This is a genomic window from Allobosea eneae (assembly GCF_042657265.1).
GTDB lineage: Bacteria > Pseudomonadota > Alphaproteobacteria > Rhizobiales > Beijerinckiaceae > Allobosea > Allobosea eneae.
In genome coordinates this window covers 17,062-33,654 of record NZ_JBHSLW010000080.1, presented here as the reverse complement: position 1 = coordinate 33,654, position 16,593 = coordinate 17,062, and the positions used below count along the sequence as shown (strand labels likewise).

Genomic DNA, 16,593 nt, shown 5'->3' with positions numbered 1-16,593 from the left:
GCTGTCGCGCTGGCGATGCCTCAGGTTCGCGGAGGTCGCGCCGGCGGCTCGAACGGCCGCGAGGCGTGGGCGGCATCGTCGCCGGCCAGTCCGAGAACGGTGACGACCGGCTGAACGAGCGTGACGAAGGCCGTGGGCTCGCTCGCGAAGCACTTGGCCAGGCAGAAGCTCAACGCCGGGCAGCTCGTGGTGCAGTCCTTCTTCTTTCCCTGATCCGGTGGGCAGCACGACATGTCGGCATCCATCGGCATCGCTGTTTCCGCAGCATCCATCCGGCCATGGCGAGCCCCCGCCGGGCTGACGAAGGCAGCCAGTACGGTGGCCGTGACGAACAGGGCCAGAACTAGAGAGTGCGCGAGGAGCCGGAGCTTCATGACATCAGAAATGTCACAATCGTGCCGATTGCGAAAGGCTGGCGATTTCAAGACATCGTCATCGCGGCGAATAGTTCTCAAGAGTCCATCTAACGCGATCTGGCCAATATGCGCATTCGCGCCTTGGCTATCTTCCGCCGCTGCAGCGGTCGCGCGCTGTTCGATGCGCCGGTACCGCTCCAACAATTCCAGGCCGAAGGGTGGGAGCGGGGCTCCATCGCCCCGCGTTCCGCCGGGCGAAGCGACGACGACGCTCTCGTTGAACGCCTGATTGACGCTCTCGAGCGGCGTCCAGGCGCTTGTAATCCATGCCCTGCTGCGGGCGGCGGCTGAGATCGACCTGGTATCGCGGATGCCTTTGAGCAGCGCGATCGTGCCTGGACCGATCCGGGCACCGGAACCGAAAACGATCGTGGTTTTTAGCTTTGCCATGCGGGCGACGATACAGGCAGCTCCGTCCCGCTGTTGCAGTGCGATCGGCTCGGAGGCGGGACATCAATGTCGACCCGTTTACCTCGCGGGCTAGGAATCCTGCAGCATTTCGAGGACGGGACAGGCTGGCGCCCTCGTTCCGGAACATTGATCGACAGTCTGGGCGAGAATGCTTTCGAGCCGCCGGAGATCGGCAATCTTGGCCCGCTTCATCCAGATGGGCCAGCGTCAGCGAGCGAACCTCGATGCACGAGGCCTGCCCAGGCTCCGCCAATGCAAGGAGCGCCTTGATCTCTTCGATGCTGAAACCGAGTTCGCGCGAGCGCCGAATGAAGGACAATCGCCGTAGGTGCCCTCCCCCGTAGATGCGATAGCCGTTCGGCGTTCGCCCAGGCTCCGGCATAAGGCCGATGCGCTGGTAGTAGCGGATCGTCTCCAAATTGACGCCCGCGAGCTCCGCCAGTTTGCCAATCGTCAGGCTTTGCATCATCGGGGCGCTTTTTCCACTTGAGCCTGTAGGAGCTACGGAGTGCACGATACGCCCAATGTTTGGCCGGTCCACGATCCAGACGACGTTCAGCGTGACCGGCACCTCGATCCACACGCCGACGACGGTCGCGAGCGCCGCCCCGGAATTGAACCCGAACAGGCTGATTGCAGTGGCGACGGCGAGCTCGGTGAGGTTCGAAGCGCTGAGAAGCGCGGACGGACCGGCGACGCAGTGCTGTTTCCCGGCGATTGAGTTCAGGAAATAGGCAAAGCGGCCTTCGTCGAAGCCCTCGCCGTGAAGAAACTCCTCGATGCCGGGCCGGCGACTCACGCCGAGACTGAAAGGCTCGTGCCCGACGGGCGCCGACCTGAAGGCCTGCTGGGATTCCTACAGGAGCATTTCGGGAAGTGGGGTGGCTGGTACTATCGGATCGCGCGCGGGATCGACGAGCCACCAGTGGAACCGGACCGAGTCTGAAAATCGCTCGGTCCCCAGGACACGTTCGCGATCGATATCTCCGAGCGCGAGGCGGCTCGCCCCGAGATCGCTCCTCTCGTCGCGTAAGTCTGACGACATTGCGAGGCCAAGCAAGTCAGTGCCCACACGGTGACGCTGAAGGTGAAGCATGCCGATTTCCAAGGGGTGACACGGAGCCGGACAGCCGAGCCATCAGAGTGCCACTAACGATCGTTCATTGTCGGTCAACCTCGACTGCAGTAAACAACATCACGGCGCCAAACTGCCAGCGGGGCGTGGCACATAGTTTACGGAGTGTTCATGAGCCGGTTTGTCGTCGCCGTGGGCCTCGCGCTCTCGCTTGTGGCTTGCCAGGGTGTTGACGAGAGGTACAGATCGACGCGCGACCGCACCCCGATTCCGCCGACCACGTTGTCACTGATGGCCGAGAAGGGTGTGTCCGCGTCTGACCCGATCCTAATGCGCTCCTACAAAAAGGAGTCGGAGGTCGAGATCTGGAAGAGGAAGCCTGATGGGCAATACACCTTGCTCAAGACCTACCCCATGTGTCGCTGGTCAGGCCAGCTTGGACCGAAGATCCGCGAGGGTGACCGACAGGCGCCCGAGGGCTTCTATGACGTGACGCCTGGGGCGATGAACCCGAATTCCAGCTTGTTCCTGTCATTCAACTTAGGCTACCCGAATGCTTACGACCGCTCGCACGGTCGAACCGGTTCGCATCTGATGGTCCATGGCACCTGCTCGTCCCGGGGCTGCTTTGCCATGACCGACGAGGCGATTGCGGAAGTCTATGCCGTTGCACGCGAGGCGTTCGCCGGCGGACAGCGTACGTTCCAATTCCAGTCCTATCCCTTTCGTATGACGGCGGAGAACTTGGCGAAGCACCGCTCCGACCCTCACATCGCCTTTTGGAAGAACCTGAAAGAGGGCTCGGACCGATTTGAGGTGGCGAAGCGGGAGCCCGTCTGGACTGTCGTCGGCGGGCGCTACGCCTTTAACGAGGCCGACCGGGCGACAATTGCTGCAGTCGCAATTAAGCAAGCCCGCGATGAGCGTGAGGTTGCAGAGCTCGTAAGCAAGGGTACGCCGTCGATCCGTCTCGTCTACGAGGATGGCGGGGGGCATCAATCGTTCCGCGAGGTCGCCATGGCTGCGGCCAGCGCAAGCACCTACACAGCCCTCGACGATCGCACCCGACGGTCGATCGGAGACGTCAGTCGACCCGATGCGCTAGCGCGGGACCCGGAGGTGATCTCGATCGGAGAAATGGCGCCCGGTAAACCCAATCCGACGACCCGGTCAACCGCCGTTGCGGTGGCAGCTCCCGCTCGACCCGGGACGACTATGGAGCAATCCTCGTCAATGCCAGTCGTCATTTCTACTCCGGCCGCAGTGGCCAAGCCTGTCAAAACCCACATTGCAAGTTTGGAGGCCGCGTCGCTGCCGGCTGGTCCGCCGCTGCAGGTAGCAGAACCAGCGGCTAAGCCGATCTATAAGCGCCTGCTCGGCGGCCTTCTCGGCCTGTAAGGCACACGCTGGCGCCAGTCCGGGCTAACCAGATCAAATCGCCTACATCTTCCAATCGACCCCGGCTTTGCACCATCATGAAGCTTGAATGGAGCGTCATGATGGCAGCTACGTCATCGTCGGTCTTTGACGAAAGCATGAAACCTTGATGAAGGGATGCTCAACGTCTGGGACGTTATGCCAGCTCTAGTGAGAGAACAGACCGCTGATCTCGCCGAGATCTTTCGCGTGCTCGGCAACGGGAACCGACTTCACATCATGGTCGCATGTCTGGATGACCCGCAATGCGTGGGAGACATCGCTCGGCGTGTCGGCATCTCGCCTACGCTTGTCAGCCACCACTTGCGGCTCCTGCGCGCCGCGCGCTGCCAAAAGCTGGACAAACAGGTCTTTTACGCAGCGACGGATGAGCACGTACCCTGCATCATCCGCGACATGGCCCCCATGCCGGTGAGCACGGTCAAGTTTCGAAGGACGGTGATGACGAGCCTAATGCGGTGCAACGGGCAAGTCGCGATGATGCGTGACCTTCTCCAGCGCTTCAGCGCGGCGCCGTTCGGTATCGAGGGCCTTCTGTGATGTCCACCTTTGTGCTTGCCGCCCTTTTAGGCCTTGTAGAAGGCTTGACCGAGTTCATCCCGGTGTCCTCTACCGGTCACCTGATCCTCCTCGTCGATCTGCTCGAGTTTCATGGTCCGCCCGGTCGGGTCTTCGAGATTGCCATCCAACTCGGAGCGATCTTGGCGGTCTGCTGGATCTATAGGAGGCGGCTGCTTGAGATGATCAGTGGGCTGCCTTCCGAGCGGCGGGCACGGCATTTTGCGCTCATCGTCCTGATCGGTTTCCTTCCAGCTGCCGCGGTCGGCGCTCTCACACACGGCTTTATCAAGACGGTACTGTTCTCCCCATGGGTCGTGGCTGTCAGCCTTCTTCTTGGAGGATTCGCCATCCTCGCGATTGAGCGGATCATCGTGGCAGATGAGGCGGTCAGCCCTGCGCTTGAGAGGATCAGCTACGGCACCGCGTTCAAGATCGGCCTGTTTCAGACCCTCGCCATGATCCCGGGCGTGTCGCGCTCGGGCGCCACAATCATGGGCGCACGTCTTCTCGGGGTGGATCGCCCGACGGCGGCGGAGTTCTCATTCTTTCTCGCGATCCCGACCATGTTCGGGGCAACGATCTTCGACCTTTACAAGAACCGCATGAGCCTTGAGGGGAGCGGAATTTTGGTCATCACGATCGGATTCGCAGCTGCGTTCATCGCGGGCCTGCTGGTTGTTCGGACGCTCGTCATCTTCGTCTCGCGCCACGGCTTCGCGCCGTTTGCTTGGTATCGCATCGCGCTCGGCACCGCGATGCTCATCCTGCTCGTCGCGCGCTGAAGGAGCCGTGATGACGCTTGACGTCTTGTGGATTGGCATCGCGGCAGCGGGCGCGGTCTCGTCCCACTCCCGTTCGTCGCACGAGACGCCAACGAGAGCCGTCGCTGGCTGCCTCGTTACCGCCCTGGCCTGAGCAAGGGACGATCCTGTGCCGTTTGGCTTTTCACCGGCGTGCTCGCATCATCGCTTGAACGTCAGGCCTTGGACCAGGAGGATTGATCTTTGGGAAGGCTCTCGTCTGGATCGTGGACTGCGACGGAATCAGAAGCGCTCAGGTTTGCGCCGAAAACGACCAGATTGGTTCCACCCGGATGCCGGAGTGACGGGAACAAGATCCCCCCATAGCCCGCGGAAATCGCAGCATCTGCAAGCGGCCAGGATGGCGGGATCTTGCCTAGGATGTTGTAGATTTTCCGCCAGTCACAGTCCCATGACGCCCAGGCCGCTGCCCAGACATTCGGATCATAGCCGGCGGAGAAATCGACGACTTGTTGAAGGTCGATCATGTATGCAGCAAGCGTCGCGGGTCGGGTCAATGACGAACCCTGGCGATATTCCTCCAGAGCAGTCTGCGGCGCGCGCGAAAGATAAAGCGCCTCGACACCAATTCGATTGAAGCGGCCGCCGACCATAGCTGCGCCAGCTCCGCTGGTCGGCACGAATGCCCACTTTGGCGTCAGATAGCGATGGAAGACCTCGTCCGGTCCAAGCCGGACAAGCTTCATCCGCTCGCTCCGATTTCGAGGGCTTGCAGATACCTCAATACAGCTTCGCTATGACCTTCGGCGACCAGTTCCGCAGCCGTTTTATGATCGTAGTCGGAAATCGGTTCATTCATGAACCAATAAATCGCCTTGTCGAGATCGCCTGCGAGTTCAGCTGCGGCCGTTATGACCTTTGCCATCTCGCGAAACCGACCTTGAAGCCTCTCCGAGCTTGGCTTGCGAAGCGTGTTCCGATGAACGCCTGTCATTTTTGCCAGGCTGGAAACCTGGATGCCCAGCACCTTCGAGAAGCGCCCTGGAGAAATATAGGGGGTCTTCGGTTCCTGCAGCTTCTGCATAAAGCCCGACACAATCGCCGGACCAAGTCTCTCAGCATGTGCCATGGTTAAACTCCGCTACCATTCCCGCACAATATATGCACACTCATGCGCACATCAAGTGCCGTGTTGCGAGCACGCTGGACTCCAACAGGACGGGAGCATCCAAGCTCGCAATCCTAGAATGAGTGCGACGTTTATCATCTCCGGTTGCTGGCATTCCACAAACATCCGCCGAGCACGACATTGATCGTCACCAGTAGGATGAGGGCAGCGTAGGTCGCGCTCGACCCAACCTTTTCAAGCAGCAGGGCGCCCAACGTCGGCGCCAGCGCCTGCGCGATGAGGCTCGGCCGCGCGAGCTTTCCGACGAGAGGCGCATAACGTTGGGATCCGAATTGAGCGAGCGGCAATGTGCCCTTCGCGATCGAGAAGACGCCATTCCCCGCACCGTAGAGGATCAGAGCCAGGGCGATCGGGCCAACCCCGAGCGCCAGCATCGCAAGTCCCAGAGCAATCAAGCCGAGGGCCGCGCTCATCGTCCAGATCGGATGGTGGCGGCCTCCGCCTGCCATTTCGACGATGCGGCCACCGACCTGGGCCGGCCCAACAAGAGCTCCGAGGGCCACGGCCGCTGCCAGGCCGATCCCCTGTGCCTGGAGCAGCGTCAGCAAGTGGACGCCGACGATCGCGCCGATGGCGCCTCCGATGATCATGATCCCGGAGAGAAGCCGGAACGCACGGCTCTCCGACGGAAGCAGCTCAGTTGTTGGACCACCGCCTCCAACCTTCGCCCTAAGAAGCTCCGGTGGAGCCTTCGGAAGGGCCATAAGGACGACCGGGAGGGAGATCAAGAGCTGGATGGCTGCGTACGCGAAGCAGGTGCCTCGCCATCCAAAATGAGCGACGAGGTAGGCCGACAATGGCCAGCACACGGTGCTGGCGAAACCACCCCACAGCGTCAGCATCGTGATCGCTGACCGAGCGGTACCGCCATAAAGACGCCCGAGCGTCGAGAACGCCGCATCGTAGAGACCCGCGGCCATCCCAGCTCCGAGCACGATCCATCCAAATACGAAGACCGGCAAGTTCGGGGCCATGCCCAGGATGAATTGCCCCGCGGCGAGGAGGATGGCCGCCGTCGCCAGAACCGGTCGTCCGCCCGTCTCGCCGATGGCGCGACCGATGTAGGGCGCGACGACCCCGGCGGTGAGCAACCCGATCGACAGCGCGCCGACGACCCAGGACAACGGCCAGCCCGTGTCGTTCGCGATCGGTGCGGCAAGGACGGCAGGGAGATAATAGGAGGAACCCCAGGCGAGGATCTGCACCACGCCCAGGGCCGAGATGACCGTCAGCCGGTTCCGCTCGGTCACGCTGCCTTGCCGCAGCAGGAGGACGTCGCCGGTTCGGGCTGCTTCGCCGGTCCGCAGCCGCAGCCGGGCTGCCCTTCAGCCTTCGCCTCGGCATCCGCCACACAGCAGGCATTGGCCTGGGCGGGAGCCGGCCCGCCACAGCAATCGCCCGAAGGCGCCGCCTTGCACACGCCGGTCTCCGGCAGAACGAGTTTCACGTCATCGGCTGCAGCCAGATCGCCAGCGATCGCGGCTGCGATCGACCGAACTTGCTCATAGCCGGTCAGCATCAGGAAAGTCGGCGCCCGCCCATAGCTCTTGATTCCGACGGTGTAGAACCCCGACTCCGGGTGCGACAGCTCGCGGTGACCATGTGGCGGCACCGAGCCGCAGGAATGCAGGTTCGGATCGATCAGCGGGCCGAGCGCCTTGGCGCTTTCCAGCCAGGGATCGAACTCGACCCGTAGCTCCCGGGTCAGCGAGAAATCCGGCCGCTGACCCGTGCAGCCTACTATGCGATCGACCGGTCCAATCGTCCGGCCAACACCGTCGACCTCCCCGTCTACGAACAGGTGGGTGCCGTCCTCACGAACTCCGGTGGCCCCGAAGCCCGAGATCAGTTCGATGCGGCCTTCCGCGACGAGGCGGTGCAGGCGCTGCCCGAGCTCGCCACGCGCGGCAAGCTGATCATTCGCTCCGCCGCCAAACACCCGGGACAGATCACGTCCGCGCGTAGCCCAGATTGCCTTGGTGCCGGGCTCGGCGACCGCAAGCTCTTCGAGATCAAGTAGGACGTTCGCCGCCGAGTGGCCCGCACCGATGACGAGCGTCGCCCGCCCGGCATAGGTCGATCGATCGCGGCTCGATACATCAGGTATCCCGTAGGCGATGCGATCCTGGTGCGCCTCCTCGCCATCCACCGCGAGTCCACCGGCGCCGATCGGGTTGGGCGATGTCCAGGTTCCCGATGCATCGATGATCGCTCGTGCCTGGTCGCGCCGCGTTGCCCCATCATCCCCGACGACAGTGAGCACGAAAGAACGCTGCTCTCGATCGCGGCTGACCACCTTGTCGATGCCGTGGCGTCCGATCGCGGCGATACGGGCGCCGTATTCGATCACGGAGGCGAGCGACGGCGTGGCGGCCAGCGGGGCGAGATAGCTATCCACCAGCTCGGCCCCGGTCGGGTAGGCCTGCCCGTCCGGTTCCTTCCACCCGGCATTGGCGAGCAGGTCGCGGGCCGCGGGCGAGATGTTGAACTCCCACGGAGAGAACAGGCTGACATGACCCCAGGCGCGAATATTCGCCCCCGCCTCGCGGCCTGCCTCATAGACCTTCACCGTGATGCCGCGTTCGATGAGGTTTGCCGCCGCAGCGAGCCCGACTGGCCCAGCTCCGATGACGGCGACGGGAAGCTCGGTCATTCTGTTTTCCACTGTTTCTAGAATGATAGAATTATTCGGCAAATAAAAAGGGCTTGTCAGGCGGCCTTTTCCGGCGCTCGAGAGTAACCCTCTTCGATGCAGCATTCGTCGCCGAGGAAGCCGAGAAGGGCATCCATGGCAGGGTAGACAGCACGGCAGATCAGCGTGGTGGCTTGACGCTCCTGCGAGACGAGGCCGTTACGGATCAGCCGCTGAAGGTGGTGTGACAAGGTCGAGGCCGGGATCCCAAGACGCTCCTGCACCTGATTGACGGGCAGGCCACCGTGACCCGCCCGGACGAGCGTCCGGTAGAGCTCCAACCGGGTTGGATTCCCGAGAGCCTCAAGCTGCTTCGCTGCTTCTTCGACGTTCATGGAAATACAATGCGGTCAGCCAAAGGCAGCGTCAAGCTATATTTCCATGAACATCGAATTATTCTCCGACCGGAATTGCGGCCGCCTTGCCGCCGCGCTCGTACCAACCCTTCGACCGGTTCACGATCCAGACGACGGTGAGCATGACCGGCACCTCGATCAGGACGCCGACGACCGTGGCGAGCGCGGCTCCGGAGTTGAAACCGAACAGGCTGATCGCCGCGGCGACAGCGAGCTCGAAGAAGTTCGAGGCGCCGATCAGCGCGGACGGCCCCGCGACGCAATGCTGCTCGCCGGCGATCCGGTTCAGCAGGTAGGCCAGCCCGGCGTTCAGGTAGACCTGGATCAGGATCGGCACCGCCAGCAGCGCGATCACCATCGGTTGGGCGAGGATCTGCTCGCCCTGGAAGCCGAAGAGCAGGACGAGGGTGGCAAGCAGGGCAACGAGCGAAACCGGCCCGAGGCGACCGAGCAGCCTGTCGAGCGCAGCCTGTCCGCCCTTCGCCAGAAGGCGGCTACGAACGAGTTGCGCGACGATCACCGGAATGACGATGTAGAGGACGACCGAGAGGACGAGCGTTCCCCATGGCACCATGATCGCCGACAATCCCAGTAGCAGGCCGACGATCGGCGCGAAGGCGACGACCATGATCGCGTCGTTGAGCGCGACCTGGCTGAGCGTGAAATGCGGCTCGCCCTTCGTCAGGTTGGACCAGACGAAGACCATCGCCGTGCAGGGCGCCGCGGCCAGGATGATGAGCCCGGCGATGTAGCTGTTGACCTGGTCGGCCGGGAGCCATGGCCGGAACAGCCAGGCGATGAAGAACCAGCCGAGCGCCGCCATCGAGAACGGCTTCACGGCCCAATTGATGAAGAGGGTGACGCCGATCCCGCGCCAATGCCGGCCAACCTGCCCGAGCGCCGCGAAGTCGATCTTCAGCAGCATCGGGATGACCATCATCCAGATCAGGACCGCAACGGGAAGGTTGACCTTGGCGACCTCGGCCGCGCCGATGGCCTGGAACACGCCCGGCATGACGTGGCCGAGCGCGATGCCGACGACAATGCACAGCGCGACCCAGATGGTCAGGTAGCGTTCGAAGGTGGACATAGTGACCTCAGGCGAGAGCGGCAGGGCGACCGGAGGCATCGACGACGAGCTCGCCATCCTCCTTGCGGAACTCCCCGCGCTGCGGCGGCAGTAGGGAGAGAACAGCCTCGGACGGCCGGCACAGCTTCACGCCCTTGGGCGAAACGACCAGCGGGCGGTTGATCAGGATGGGATGGGCCTCGATCGCGTCGAGCAGGGCTTCATCCGTTAGGCTCTGGTCGCCGAGGCCGAGTTCGGCGAAGGGCGTTCCCTTCTCGCGCAGGATGTCTCGGACGGCCAGGCCGGCACGGTCGAGAAGCTGTTTAAGCAGCGCCTGGATCGGCGGCGTCTTCAGGTATTCGATGACGTGCGGCTCGACGCCCGCATTGCGGATCAGGCCGAGGGTGTTCCGGGACGTCCCGCAGGCCGGGTTTTGATAGATGATCACGTCCATCACGCGACCTCCGGGCGACCGCCGCTCGCGCCCTCGAGGCCGCCGATCCGCCGGACCTGCTGCGCCAAGGCCATCTCGTCGAGGCTCGCAACGGGTAGCGACAAGAGGACGTTGATCCGGTTCCTGAGATAGCGCAGCGCCGTCACGAAGGCCCGCTCGCGCTCGATCTCGCTGCCCTGGACGTTGGACGGGTCCTCGATGCCCCAATGCGCCGTGATCGGCTGACCCGGCCAAAGTGGGCAGGCCTCGCCCGCCGCCTGATCGCAGACGGTGATCACGAGATCCATGTCGGGCGCGCCGGGCTTCGCGAAGACATCCCAGGTCTTCGACGAGAGGCCCTCGGTCGGGATGCCTTCGGCATCCAGCACCTTGAGCGCCATCGGCTTCGGCCCGGGACCGCCCTCGCTGCCGGCGGAAAAGGCTCGGAAACGCCCTTCCCCGAGATGGTTGAGCAAGGCCTCAGCCATGATCGACCGGGCGGAGTTATGCGTGCAGAGGAACAGCACGTTGTGGACGCGATCAGGCATCGGTCGTGACCTTCGGTGGACAGCAGGGAGCGAGCTCGGCCAGGAGCGGCGCGCAGATCTCCTGGCGGCCGCCGCAGCAATCCTTGAGGAGGAAGGCGATGGCCGATCGAAGCGCGTCGAGATCGGCCCGGTAGACGATCGAGCGGCTGAAGCGCTCCGAACGAACGAGTCCTGCCCGGCTGAGAATGCTCAAGTGCGACGACATCGTGTTGTGGGGAACCTCGAGACGGCGCGCGACCTCACCGGCGGGCAGACCCTCCGGCTCCGCAGTCACCAGCAAGCGGAAGACATCGAGGCGCGTGCTCTGCGCCAGCGCCGCCAGGGCGAGGATGACTTGTTCATTTTCCATATGTCGAGACTAATCGACATATTTGAGGGAGTCCAGTGACCTCACGACTATTTGTCCACGAAGCGCTCGACACCCGACCTATCGGCGCCCCGGAGCCGACGTTGAGCGATCAGAGCCCGTTCAAGAATGCCTGCAATTTGTCGTCTGGCTCAAAGCGGATGCCGCCTTGCCCGCTCATCGGCGTGACTCTTGCCAATGCTGCCTCTTTAAGTGCGATGTGAGCATGAAGATAGATTTGCGTGGTCTCGCTCGACTCGTGTGTCAAATCGCGTTGAAGCTTCGGTGCTGAATCACACTCGGGATTGCGCAGCGCGAGGGAGCGCAGCGGTGAGTCGAGATGGATATCGGCAGCATGAACAAAGCGGTACGTCACCGGATCTCCAACTTGAAGCCACTTTAGCCGACACTGGCTATCTCGACCGGCTGCCCACGATACAATGAGCAAGAAACGACACGGACCCCTACACCTTCCATGCGTGCGATCCGCTCGCGCAATTCGCCCTCGCCTGCATCTGACGAAGTTGACGAACGTGACGGGTGTCTCCATATTTCGGGTCAGGAGGTGCACCATGCCAGCAACACGCAAGAAGGGCAGCGCCGCCAGCAGGAGAAGCGAGCGCAGCGGAAAGTACCTGACGGTCGGCCTCGCCACCTCGCTGGAGCCGCTGTTCACCGAGACAAGCATCCCGCGCACCAAGCGCGTGCTGTCTGCCTATGCCAAGGCGATCAAACGGTTCGAGGATACCGGCAAGCCGGTCCGGATGACCGTCACCTTAAAATCGACGGGGATGGCGCCTGAGGTCCAGGTCGAAGATGCTGCGCCGGCCACAGGCGACGCGCTCGATCGGGCGCTCGCCAGCGCGGCAGCTCGCGGCGCACAGCGCGTCGCCGAGATCCTGAAGGATCCGCAGATGCTGTCAGCCGATCAGTTCGCCGAGGAGATCGGAGCTACCCGCGAGACGGTCAATCGAAAGCGCAAGCGGCATGAGGTCCTTGGCCTTGAAGGACCAAAGCGCGGTCTGCGTTTCCCTCGCTGGCAGCTCGACGACAGCGGCCGATTGCTTGCGGACTTGCCGAAGCTTTTCCAGGCGGTGGGTGACCATCCGTGGGCCGTGTACCGGTTCCTGGTGCAGGCCCATCGCGAGCTCGACGGAAGCACGGGCCTTGCTGCGGTGCGGGCCGGCCGGGTCGATGAAGCGGTTGAGGTCGCCAAGGCGACCGGCAGGGGTGACTTCTCCTGACTGCTGCACCGCACGATCTGCCACCGCTCGACTTCGCATCGCGCAGGCTCAAGCTCACGACGCTCGGCCCCGGGCGCCCGTGGTATCGGCTTTATGAGAGCCGGCACCCGGATGCTCTCGGCTTCGGGTATGGATCGAGCCGATTCAGCGCCCCGGAGGCCGGATCGGCTGTAGTGGATCGCTTCGGCGTGGTCTATTTCGGTAGCAGCATGAAAGTGTGCTTCGCCGAAGCGATCCTGCGCGATGCCGGCGTTGGAATGTCGGGGCTCATTCCGTTCGAGATGGGCGAGCTCGAGCGCTACGCCTGCGCCGAGGTCGTGGTGACGACGGACCTTTATCTCGTCGATCTGCGCGGCGATGGTCTCGTTCAGATGCGCATGCCGACCGACGCCGCGCGGGCGCGCGACCATCGCCTTGGCCAGCAGTGGTCGCGCGCCTTTTGGCTCAATGATGCGCGGCCGGACGGCATCATCTACGAGTCGCGGCTAAACGGAGAAGCCAACATTGCCGTTTATGATCGCGCGCTCTCAAAGCTGGGCGTCAGCGATGTGCGGCCGATGATGGAGCGCCGCGAGGAGATGGCCGGGATCATCGACGATTTTGAGTTGGCTATCGTGCGATGATTGACTCCGCGGCAGACGGTGCGACGAATTCGGCAAGCGTCCTGCATGAAGTCGCGACGATCCTCGATCGCGGCAGCAAATCGATAGCGCCGGCCACCTGAGGGCTTATCGGCAGATGGATCAGCCCGGTCTTCGCTACGTCTGGAAGCAGAAGCAGGTGCCGGTCATTCTCCGTCGCGACGGACGTGGCGAGAAGCTACGAGTGCGGCTGCCATTCGCGGACGACAATCGGCAATGGCTTCAGAACGCACGGCGGACGCCACCCGAATGGTTCGGCGGCGACGAGTCCTACTGGGAGCTCCCTAAATCGTGGTTCAACGACTTCGTTGATCGAGCCCTGCGGCGCTACGGCAAGGTCTATATCATCCAGCCCTATCGCGAGCAGGAGATCTGCGCGCGAGCCTGTCGGGAAGCCGTCGGACACGAATGCCAGTGCTCCTGCATGGGAGCCAACCATGGCACCGGCAGCGACGGGACCTGGTTCGATATCTCCGATACCTTCTCAACGCGCTGGGGCGAGCGTGAGCTTGCGTGCCGCTTGCTGACAGCTCGATAGCCAGCCCGGGCCACTCGAAGCTCAGGCCATCGGGCAGCGGATGAATTTCTCGACGGCGCCGTCGAGAAACACGCGCTCGATGTGATGCCCGGCTCCTTCGACGAGACTGCGTGCCACCATCGGCAGTTCCCGGACCGACCGTTGCACGTCATCCATCGCGATCGGCGCGTCGCTTTCTGGCACATCGATGCGCGAAACATTGTTCTTGCCCACCAGCAGATAGGCTTGGCCGAGGGCGTTGTGCGACTGTGCACGGGCGGCCGCATTGAACGAACGCAGGAATGCCCAATCCTTGATGCCGCCGTTGCGCGCCCGTTCATCCACGTTGAAGGTGGCCTGCCCCGTGCCCAGGCTCAGGATGCGCACGTCGTCACGGGCGATGTCGAAGCAGGCGAGAGCATCGACCAGCGCATTCATGACGGGGTTGTTGGCCCAGATGCCGCCATCGATCATCACGTAGCCATCATCCTCGACGCCCGGGTAGTAGGAGGGAGCCGCGGTCGTGTGAAGCGCCACATGCGCGAATCTCTTGTGGCGATCCTTCTGGTAGTCCGGGTGGTGGGGCGTCTTGTAGAGGAACGGCTCGCCGTGACGTCCTTCGAAGCTCGGGATCACCAGGCGCGTGACGGCATCGTCGAGCACCTTGTCGCCGAAGATCCTGAGCAGCTCATCCTTGAGAACGGCCTGGTTATGCTTCGGCTTGAACAGCCAGCGCAGCGCCCTTGCGATCCCGCTGAAGCCAGCCGCCGGCGGGAAGATGCGCTCGCCGCGTTCGAGATAGATGTCCAGCGCCTGCCGCGCTGTCATGCCGTGCGCAAGAGCGAGCGCGATGATGCCGCCTGTCGAAGTGCCGGCGATCATATCGAAATGATTGGCAATCGAGGCACCGCGCAGGAAGCGGCACTCGAGTTCCGCCAGCACGGCGGCCGGGAAAACTCCCCGAATGCCGCCACCGTCGATCGACAGGATGCGGAACGGGCGACCCTGTGGCCACGGCTGCTTCACGCGCGCATGCTGGATCGTGCCGTCCGATCGGCGCGGCGGAATGTAGTTCATCGCGTCGTCTCCATCGCTTCGGGTGGCGGGGGTTCCGGGTGCCGGCCCCCCCCGGTCCAGCGCCCGGTCATGAGCCAGAGTTCGTAGCAAACAAGCCAATCGAGAGCCCAAGGTACTGTCGTGCTTGCGATGGTCATCGCTGCCGTCCATTCCTGCTCGCGCGGATCGAACAGGCAAAGGGTCGGATCCTCGGCCGGCGGGTAGACATGAGGCAACTGACCCTCGACGTTTCCCGGCAGCCGGACCAGCTCGGGGGCGAGCACGCGCGCCTCGGGACATGAGCCGAGCTCGTAGCGGATTTCCAGGGAGTAGCTCGCATATTGCGGCCTCACGCTCCCCACCCATCGTGCCTGCTGCGCGCGGCGGTCTATCCGACGCGCGGCGAACAGCGGCCAGGTCGCCTTCATTGCGGCAACCTGCGCGTCGATGGAAAGGATCAGCGTGTTCATCAGATCTTGCGGCCGAAGAATGTGTGCGGCCGCGCGGCCGCGACAGACGGCACGACCAGCGGCGCGGCGACGGCCGCGGCGCTCGGCAACAGCACGCCGCCACGCCGCGTATAGAGCTGGCGCGATTGCTGAATGTCCCCGCCGATTTCAATTGCGATCTGATCGGCGGCGCGGGTGACGACGCGGTCGCCGAAGTCGCTGCGCAGCATCTCCATCATGGTGTTGGGGAAGATTTCGCCCTTGCGCATCGCGTCGAGCGAGCGGACGAGGTCGCGCAGATGGTCGGCGAACTCGTTCTGCTGCGCGATCGATTCAGGCCACCGATCCGTGAAGATATCATCCTCGCAGACCGGGTTGGCGACATGCAGACGACGACCGTAGAGCGAAGCCTGTTCGATTTCGCGGATGATCCAGCTGGCGATGCGCGCGAGCATGGCGCTGAGCGACATGTTCGGCTGCGCGGCGAGCCCGGCATAGTAGGAGAGCATCACCGACGGCGGGATGCGCCCGCTGTCGGCCGCGTAGCGGATATTGCGGAACCGCTTGAGGAGCTGAAGGGCAAGCGTCGCGGTGTTCTTGACGATGAAGTGGCACTGATCCGGCACGTCATCGACCTCGGCGTCCGCACGAGCGGCAAGGCCGGCATGGTCGAGCCACCGACGGTGGAATTCGCGCGCCATGCGCGGCTCGAGCGGCGTCTTGCTCGCATACCATTGCGCAAAGCCATAGGCATTCATGTCGACGAACCTATCGTCGGCGGAGCGATGCGGCCCCTTGGCGTGGGTGATCAGGCTCTCGCGATCGAGCGTGCCAATGACGCGCAGCGAAGGCGTCACATCGAGGTGCATCTTGTCAGCATAGTAGAGGGTGACACAGCGCGTCTGCCGCAACACCTTCTGGACGGGATAGTCGGCGAGGGCCGTTTCCAGCTCTATCAGGATCTGAAGCGGCGTCATCCCGCGAAAACGCCCGCCCAGCTGTGAGACGATATCCAGATCGTATTCGTCGTCCGTGCCACGCGTCGAGATCGTGGCGTCGATCGCCATGGAGCCCTGCGGATAGAAATGCTCGATCTGGTCGAAGAAGGCTGCCGTGCCTTCGAGGTGGCGTCGCACGGCGTCGTAGCGCGATTTCGCCTTGTCGTGCAGCGAAGGCGGCAGCTGAATGCTGAGCGCGATCTCCGCGAGGATGCGGTCGAGAGGATCGTCGAACGGATTGAGACCGGTCGGCGCAAGCTGCATGTTCATATCGATCTCCGTGGCGGCTCGGATTGCATCTGTGCTGTGCATCTCGTCACCGCCCGCGCGATGTTCGGGATGATACGAGTCTCTGTCCGTCTACTCCGAACAAGATGGGAAGCTTGAATGCGCC

General features: G+C 63.2%; 20 protein-coding genes and 3 pseudogenes. 7 read left to right on the top strand and 16 right to left on the bottom strand.

What is annotated here, in order from left to right:
• Positions 1–20: 20 nt before the first annotated feature.
• From ACFPOB_RS28850 to ACFPOB_RS28840, 3 genes and pseudogenes are all read right to left on the bottom strand, one after another.
• The gene (locus ACFPOB_RS28850) at positions 21–806 is read right to left on the bottom strand and encodes a winged helix-turn-helix domain-containing protein (RefSeq protein WP_089172794.1); all 786 of its coding nucleotides are present in this window, start codon (positions 804–806) and stop codon (positions 21–23) included.
• A 268-nt stretch (positions 807–1,074) separates the two neighbouring features.
• Positions 1,075–1,293, bottom strand: a pseudogene (locus ACFPOB_RS31180) (MerR family transcriptional regulator); the annotation flags it as partial.
• Between the two features lie 66 nt (positions 1,294–1,359).
• A pseudogene (locus tag ACFPOB_RS28840) lies at positions 1,360–1,563 on the bottom strand (arsenical-resistance protein); the annotation flags it as partial.
• A 321-nt stretch (positions 1,564–1,884) separates the two neighbouring features.
• Here ACFPOB_RS28840 and ACFPOB_RS28835 point away from each other — a divergent pair.
• The 4 genes and pseudogenes from ACFPOB_RS28835 to ACFPOB_RS28820 form a co-directional block, all read left to right on the top strand.
• A pseudogene (locus tag ACFPOB_RS28835) lies at positions 1,885–1,980 on the top strand (DinB/UmuC family translesion DNA polymerase); the annotation flags it as partial.
• Between the two features lie 93 nt (positions 1,981–2,073).
• Positions 2,074–3,300, top strand: a complete 1,227-nt coding sequence (locus ACFPOB_RS28830; protein WP_377801665.1) for a L,D-transpeptidase family protein — start codon at positions 2,074–2,076, stop codon at positions 3,298–3,300.
• A gap of 156 nt (positions 3,301–3,456) precedes the next feature.
• Complete coding sequence (locus ACFPOB_RS28825; RefSeq protein WP_198302109.1) at positions 3,457–3,879, top strand: ArsR/SmtB family transcription factor; 423 nt, start codon at positions 3,457–3,459, stop codon at positions 3,877–3,879.
• A complete protein-coding gene (locus tag ACFPOB_RS28820) occupies positions 3,879–4,682 on the top strand; it encodes an undecaprenyl-diphosphate phosphatase (protein ID WP_089172792.1) in 804 nt (267 codons plus the stop codon). The genes ACFPOB_RS28825 and ACFPOB_RS28820 overlap by 1 nt, the downstream gene beginning before the upstream one ends.
• 194 nt (positions 4,683–4,876) lie before the next feature.
• On the opposite strand, the gene ACFPOB_RS28815 is transcribed toward ACFPOB_RS28820, so the two are convergent.
• The 10 genes from ACFPOB_RS28815 to ACFPOB_RS28770 all read right to left on the bottom strand — a co-directional run bounded on the left by ACFPOB_RS28815 (position 4,877) and on the right by ACFPOB_RS28770 (position 11,670).
• Positions 4,877–5,407, bottom strand: a complete 531-nt coding sequence (locus tag ACFPOB_RS28815; protein ID WP_089172791.1) for an RES family NAD+ phosphorylase — start codon at positions 5,405–5,407, stop codon at positions 4,877–4,879.
• Positions 5,404–5,790 carry an antitoxin Xre/MbcA/ParS toxin-binding domain-containing protein gene (locus tag ACFPOB_RS28810; RefSeq protein WP_089172790.1) on the bottom strand — a complete coding sequence of 129 codons (387 nt, stop codon included), beginning with the start codon at positions 5,788–5,790 and terminating at the stop codon, positions 5,404–5,406. Before ACFPOB_RS28810 ends, ACFPOB_RS28815 begins: the two co-directional genes overlap by 4 nt.
• Positions 5,791–5,924: 134 nt before the next feature.
• The gene (locus tag ACFPOB_RS28805; protein WP_318652272.1) at positions 5,925–7,100 is read right to left on the bottom strand and encodes an MFS transporter; all 1,176 of its coding nucleotides are present in this window, start codon (positions 7,098–7,100) and stop codon (positions 5,925–5,927) included.
• Positions 7,097–8,503: an NAD(P)-binding domain-containing protein gene (locus ACFPOB_RS28800; protein ID WP_191124866.1), complete on the bottom strand. Its 1,407-nt coding sequence runs from the start codon at positions 8,501–8,503 to the stop codon at positions 7,097–7,099. Before ACFPOB_RS28800 ends, ACFPOB_RS28805 begins: the two co-directional genes overlap by 4 nt.
• A 56-nt stretch (positions 8,504–8,559) precedes the next feature.
• Positions 8,560–8,877: an ArsR/SmtB family transcription factor gene (locus ACFPOB_RS28795; RefSeq protein WP_089172788.1), complete on the bottom strand. Its 318-nt coding sequence runs from the start codon at positions 8,875–8,877 to the stop codon at positions 8,560–8,562.
• 58 nt (positions 8,878–8,935) lie between these two features.
• A complete protein-coding gene (arsB, locus tag ACFPOB_RS28790; protein ID WP_089172902.1) occupies positions 8,936–9,988 on the bottom strand; it encodes an ACR3 family arsenite efflux transporter in 1,053 nt (350 codons plus the stop codon).
• 7 nt (positions 9,989–9,995) lie between these two features.
• Entirely contained in the window at positions 9,996–10,421 is a 426-nt protein-coding gene (arsC, locus tag ACFPOB_RS28785; RefSeq protein ID WP_089172787.1) for an arsenate reductase (glutaredoxin), read from the bottom strand.
• A complete protein-coding gene (locus ACFPOB_RS28780) occupies positions 10,421–10,948 on the bottom strand; it encodes an arsenate reductase ArsC (protein ID WP_089172786.1) in 528 nt (175 codons plus the stop codon). The genes arsC and ACFPOB_RS28780 overlap by 1 nt, the downstream gene beginning before the upstream one ends.
• A complete protein-coding gene (locus tag ACFPOB_RS28775) occupies positions 10,941–11,297 on the bottom strand; it encodes an ArsR/SmtB family transcription factor (RefSeq protein WP_089172785.1) in 357 nt (118 codons plus the stop codon). Before ACFPOB_RS28775 ends, ACFPOB_RS28780 begins: the two co-directional genes overlap by 8 nt.
• A 109-nt stretch (positions 11,298–11,406) precedes the next feature.
• Positions 11,407–11,670, bottom strand: coding sequence for a hypothetical protein (locus tag ACFPOB_RS28770; RefSeq protein WP_157732849.1), 264 nt, complete (start codon positions 11,668–11,670; stop codon positions 11,407–11,409).
• 196 nt (positions 11,671–11,866) lie between these two features.
• Here ACFPOB_RS28770 and ACFPOB_RS28765 point away from each other — a divergent pair, with 196 nt between their 5' ends.
• From ACFPOB_RS28765 to ACFPOB_RS28755, 3 genes are all read left to right on the top strand, one after another.
• Positions 11,867–12,538, top strand: coding sequence for a hypothetical protein (locus ACFPOB_RS28765; RefSeq protein WP_089172784.1), 672 nt, complete (start codon positions 11,867–11,869; stop codon positions 12,536–12,538).
• Complete coding sequence (locus ACFPOB_RS28760) at positions 12,535–13,161, top strand: RES family NAD+ phosphorylase (protein WP_318652277.1); 627 nt, start codon at positions 12,535–12,537, stop codon at positions 13,159–13,161. The genes ACFPOB_RS28765 and ACFPOB_RS28760 overlap by 4 nt, the downstream gene beginning before the upstream one ends.
• Positions 13,162–13,276: 115 nt before the next feature.
• On the top strand, positions 13,277–13,717 hold the full coding sequence (locus ACFPOB_RS28755) for a hypothetical protein (protein WP_089172782.1): 441 nt from the start codon (positions 13,277–13,279) through the stop codon (positions 13,715–13,717).
• A gap of 21 nt (positions 13,718–13,738) precedes the next feature.
• On the opposite strand, the gene ACFPOB_RS28750 is transcribed toward ACFPOB_RS28755, so the two are convergent.
• The 3 genes from ACFPOB_RS28750 to ACFPOB_RS28740 are packed head-to-tail and all read right to left on the bottom strand — an operon-like array spanning position 13,739 to position 16,469.
• Positions 13,739–14,773: a CBASS cGAMP-activated phospholipase gene (locus tag ACFPOB_RS28750; RefSeq protein WP_089172781.1), complete on the bottom strand. Its 1,035-nt coding sequence runs from the start codon at positions 14,771–14,773 to the stop codon at positions 13,739–13,741.
• Complete coding sequence (locus tag ACFPOB_RS28745; protein ID WP_191124813.1) at positions 14,770–15,222, bottom strand: type II CBASS E2 protein; 453 nt, start codon at positions 15,220–15,222, stop codon at positions 14,770–14,772. The genes ACFPOB_RS28750 and ACFPOB_RS28745 overlap by 4 nt, the downstream gene beginning before the upstream one ends.
• Complete coding sequence (locus tag ACFPOB_RS28740; RefSeq protein ID WP_089172901.1) at positions 15,222–16,469, bottom strand: nucleotidyltransferase domain-containing protein; 1,248 nt, start codon at positions 16,467–16,469, stop codon at positions 15,222–15,224. The genes ACFPOB_RS28745 and ACFPOB_RS28740 overlap by 1 nt, the downstream gene beginning before the upstream one ends.
• Positions 16,470–16,593: the final 124 nt, after the last annotated feature.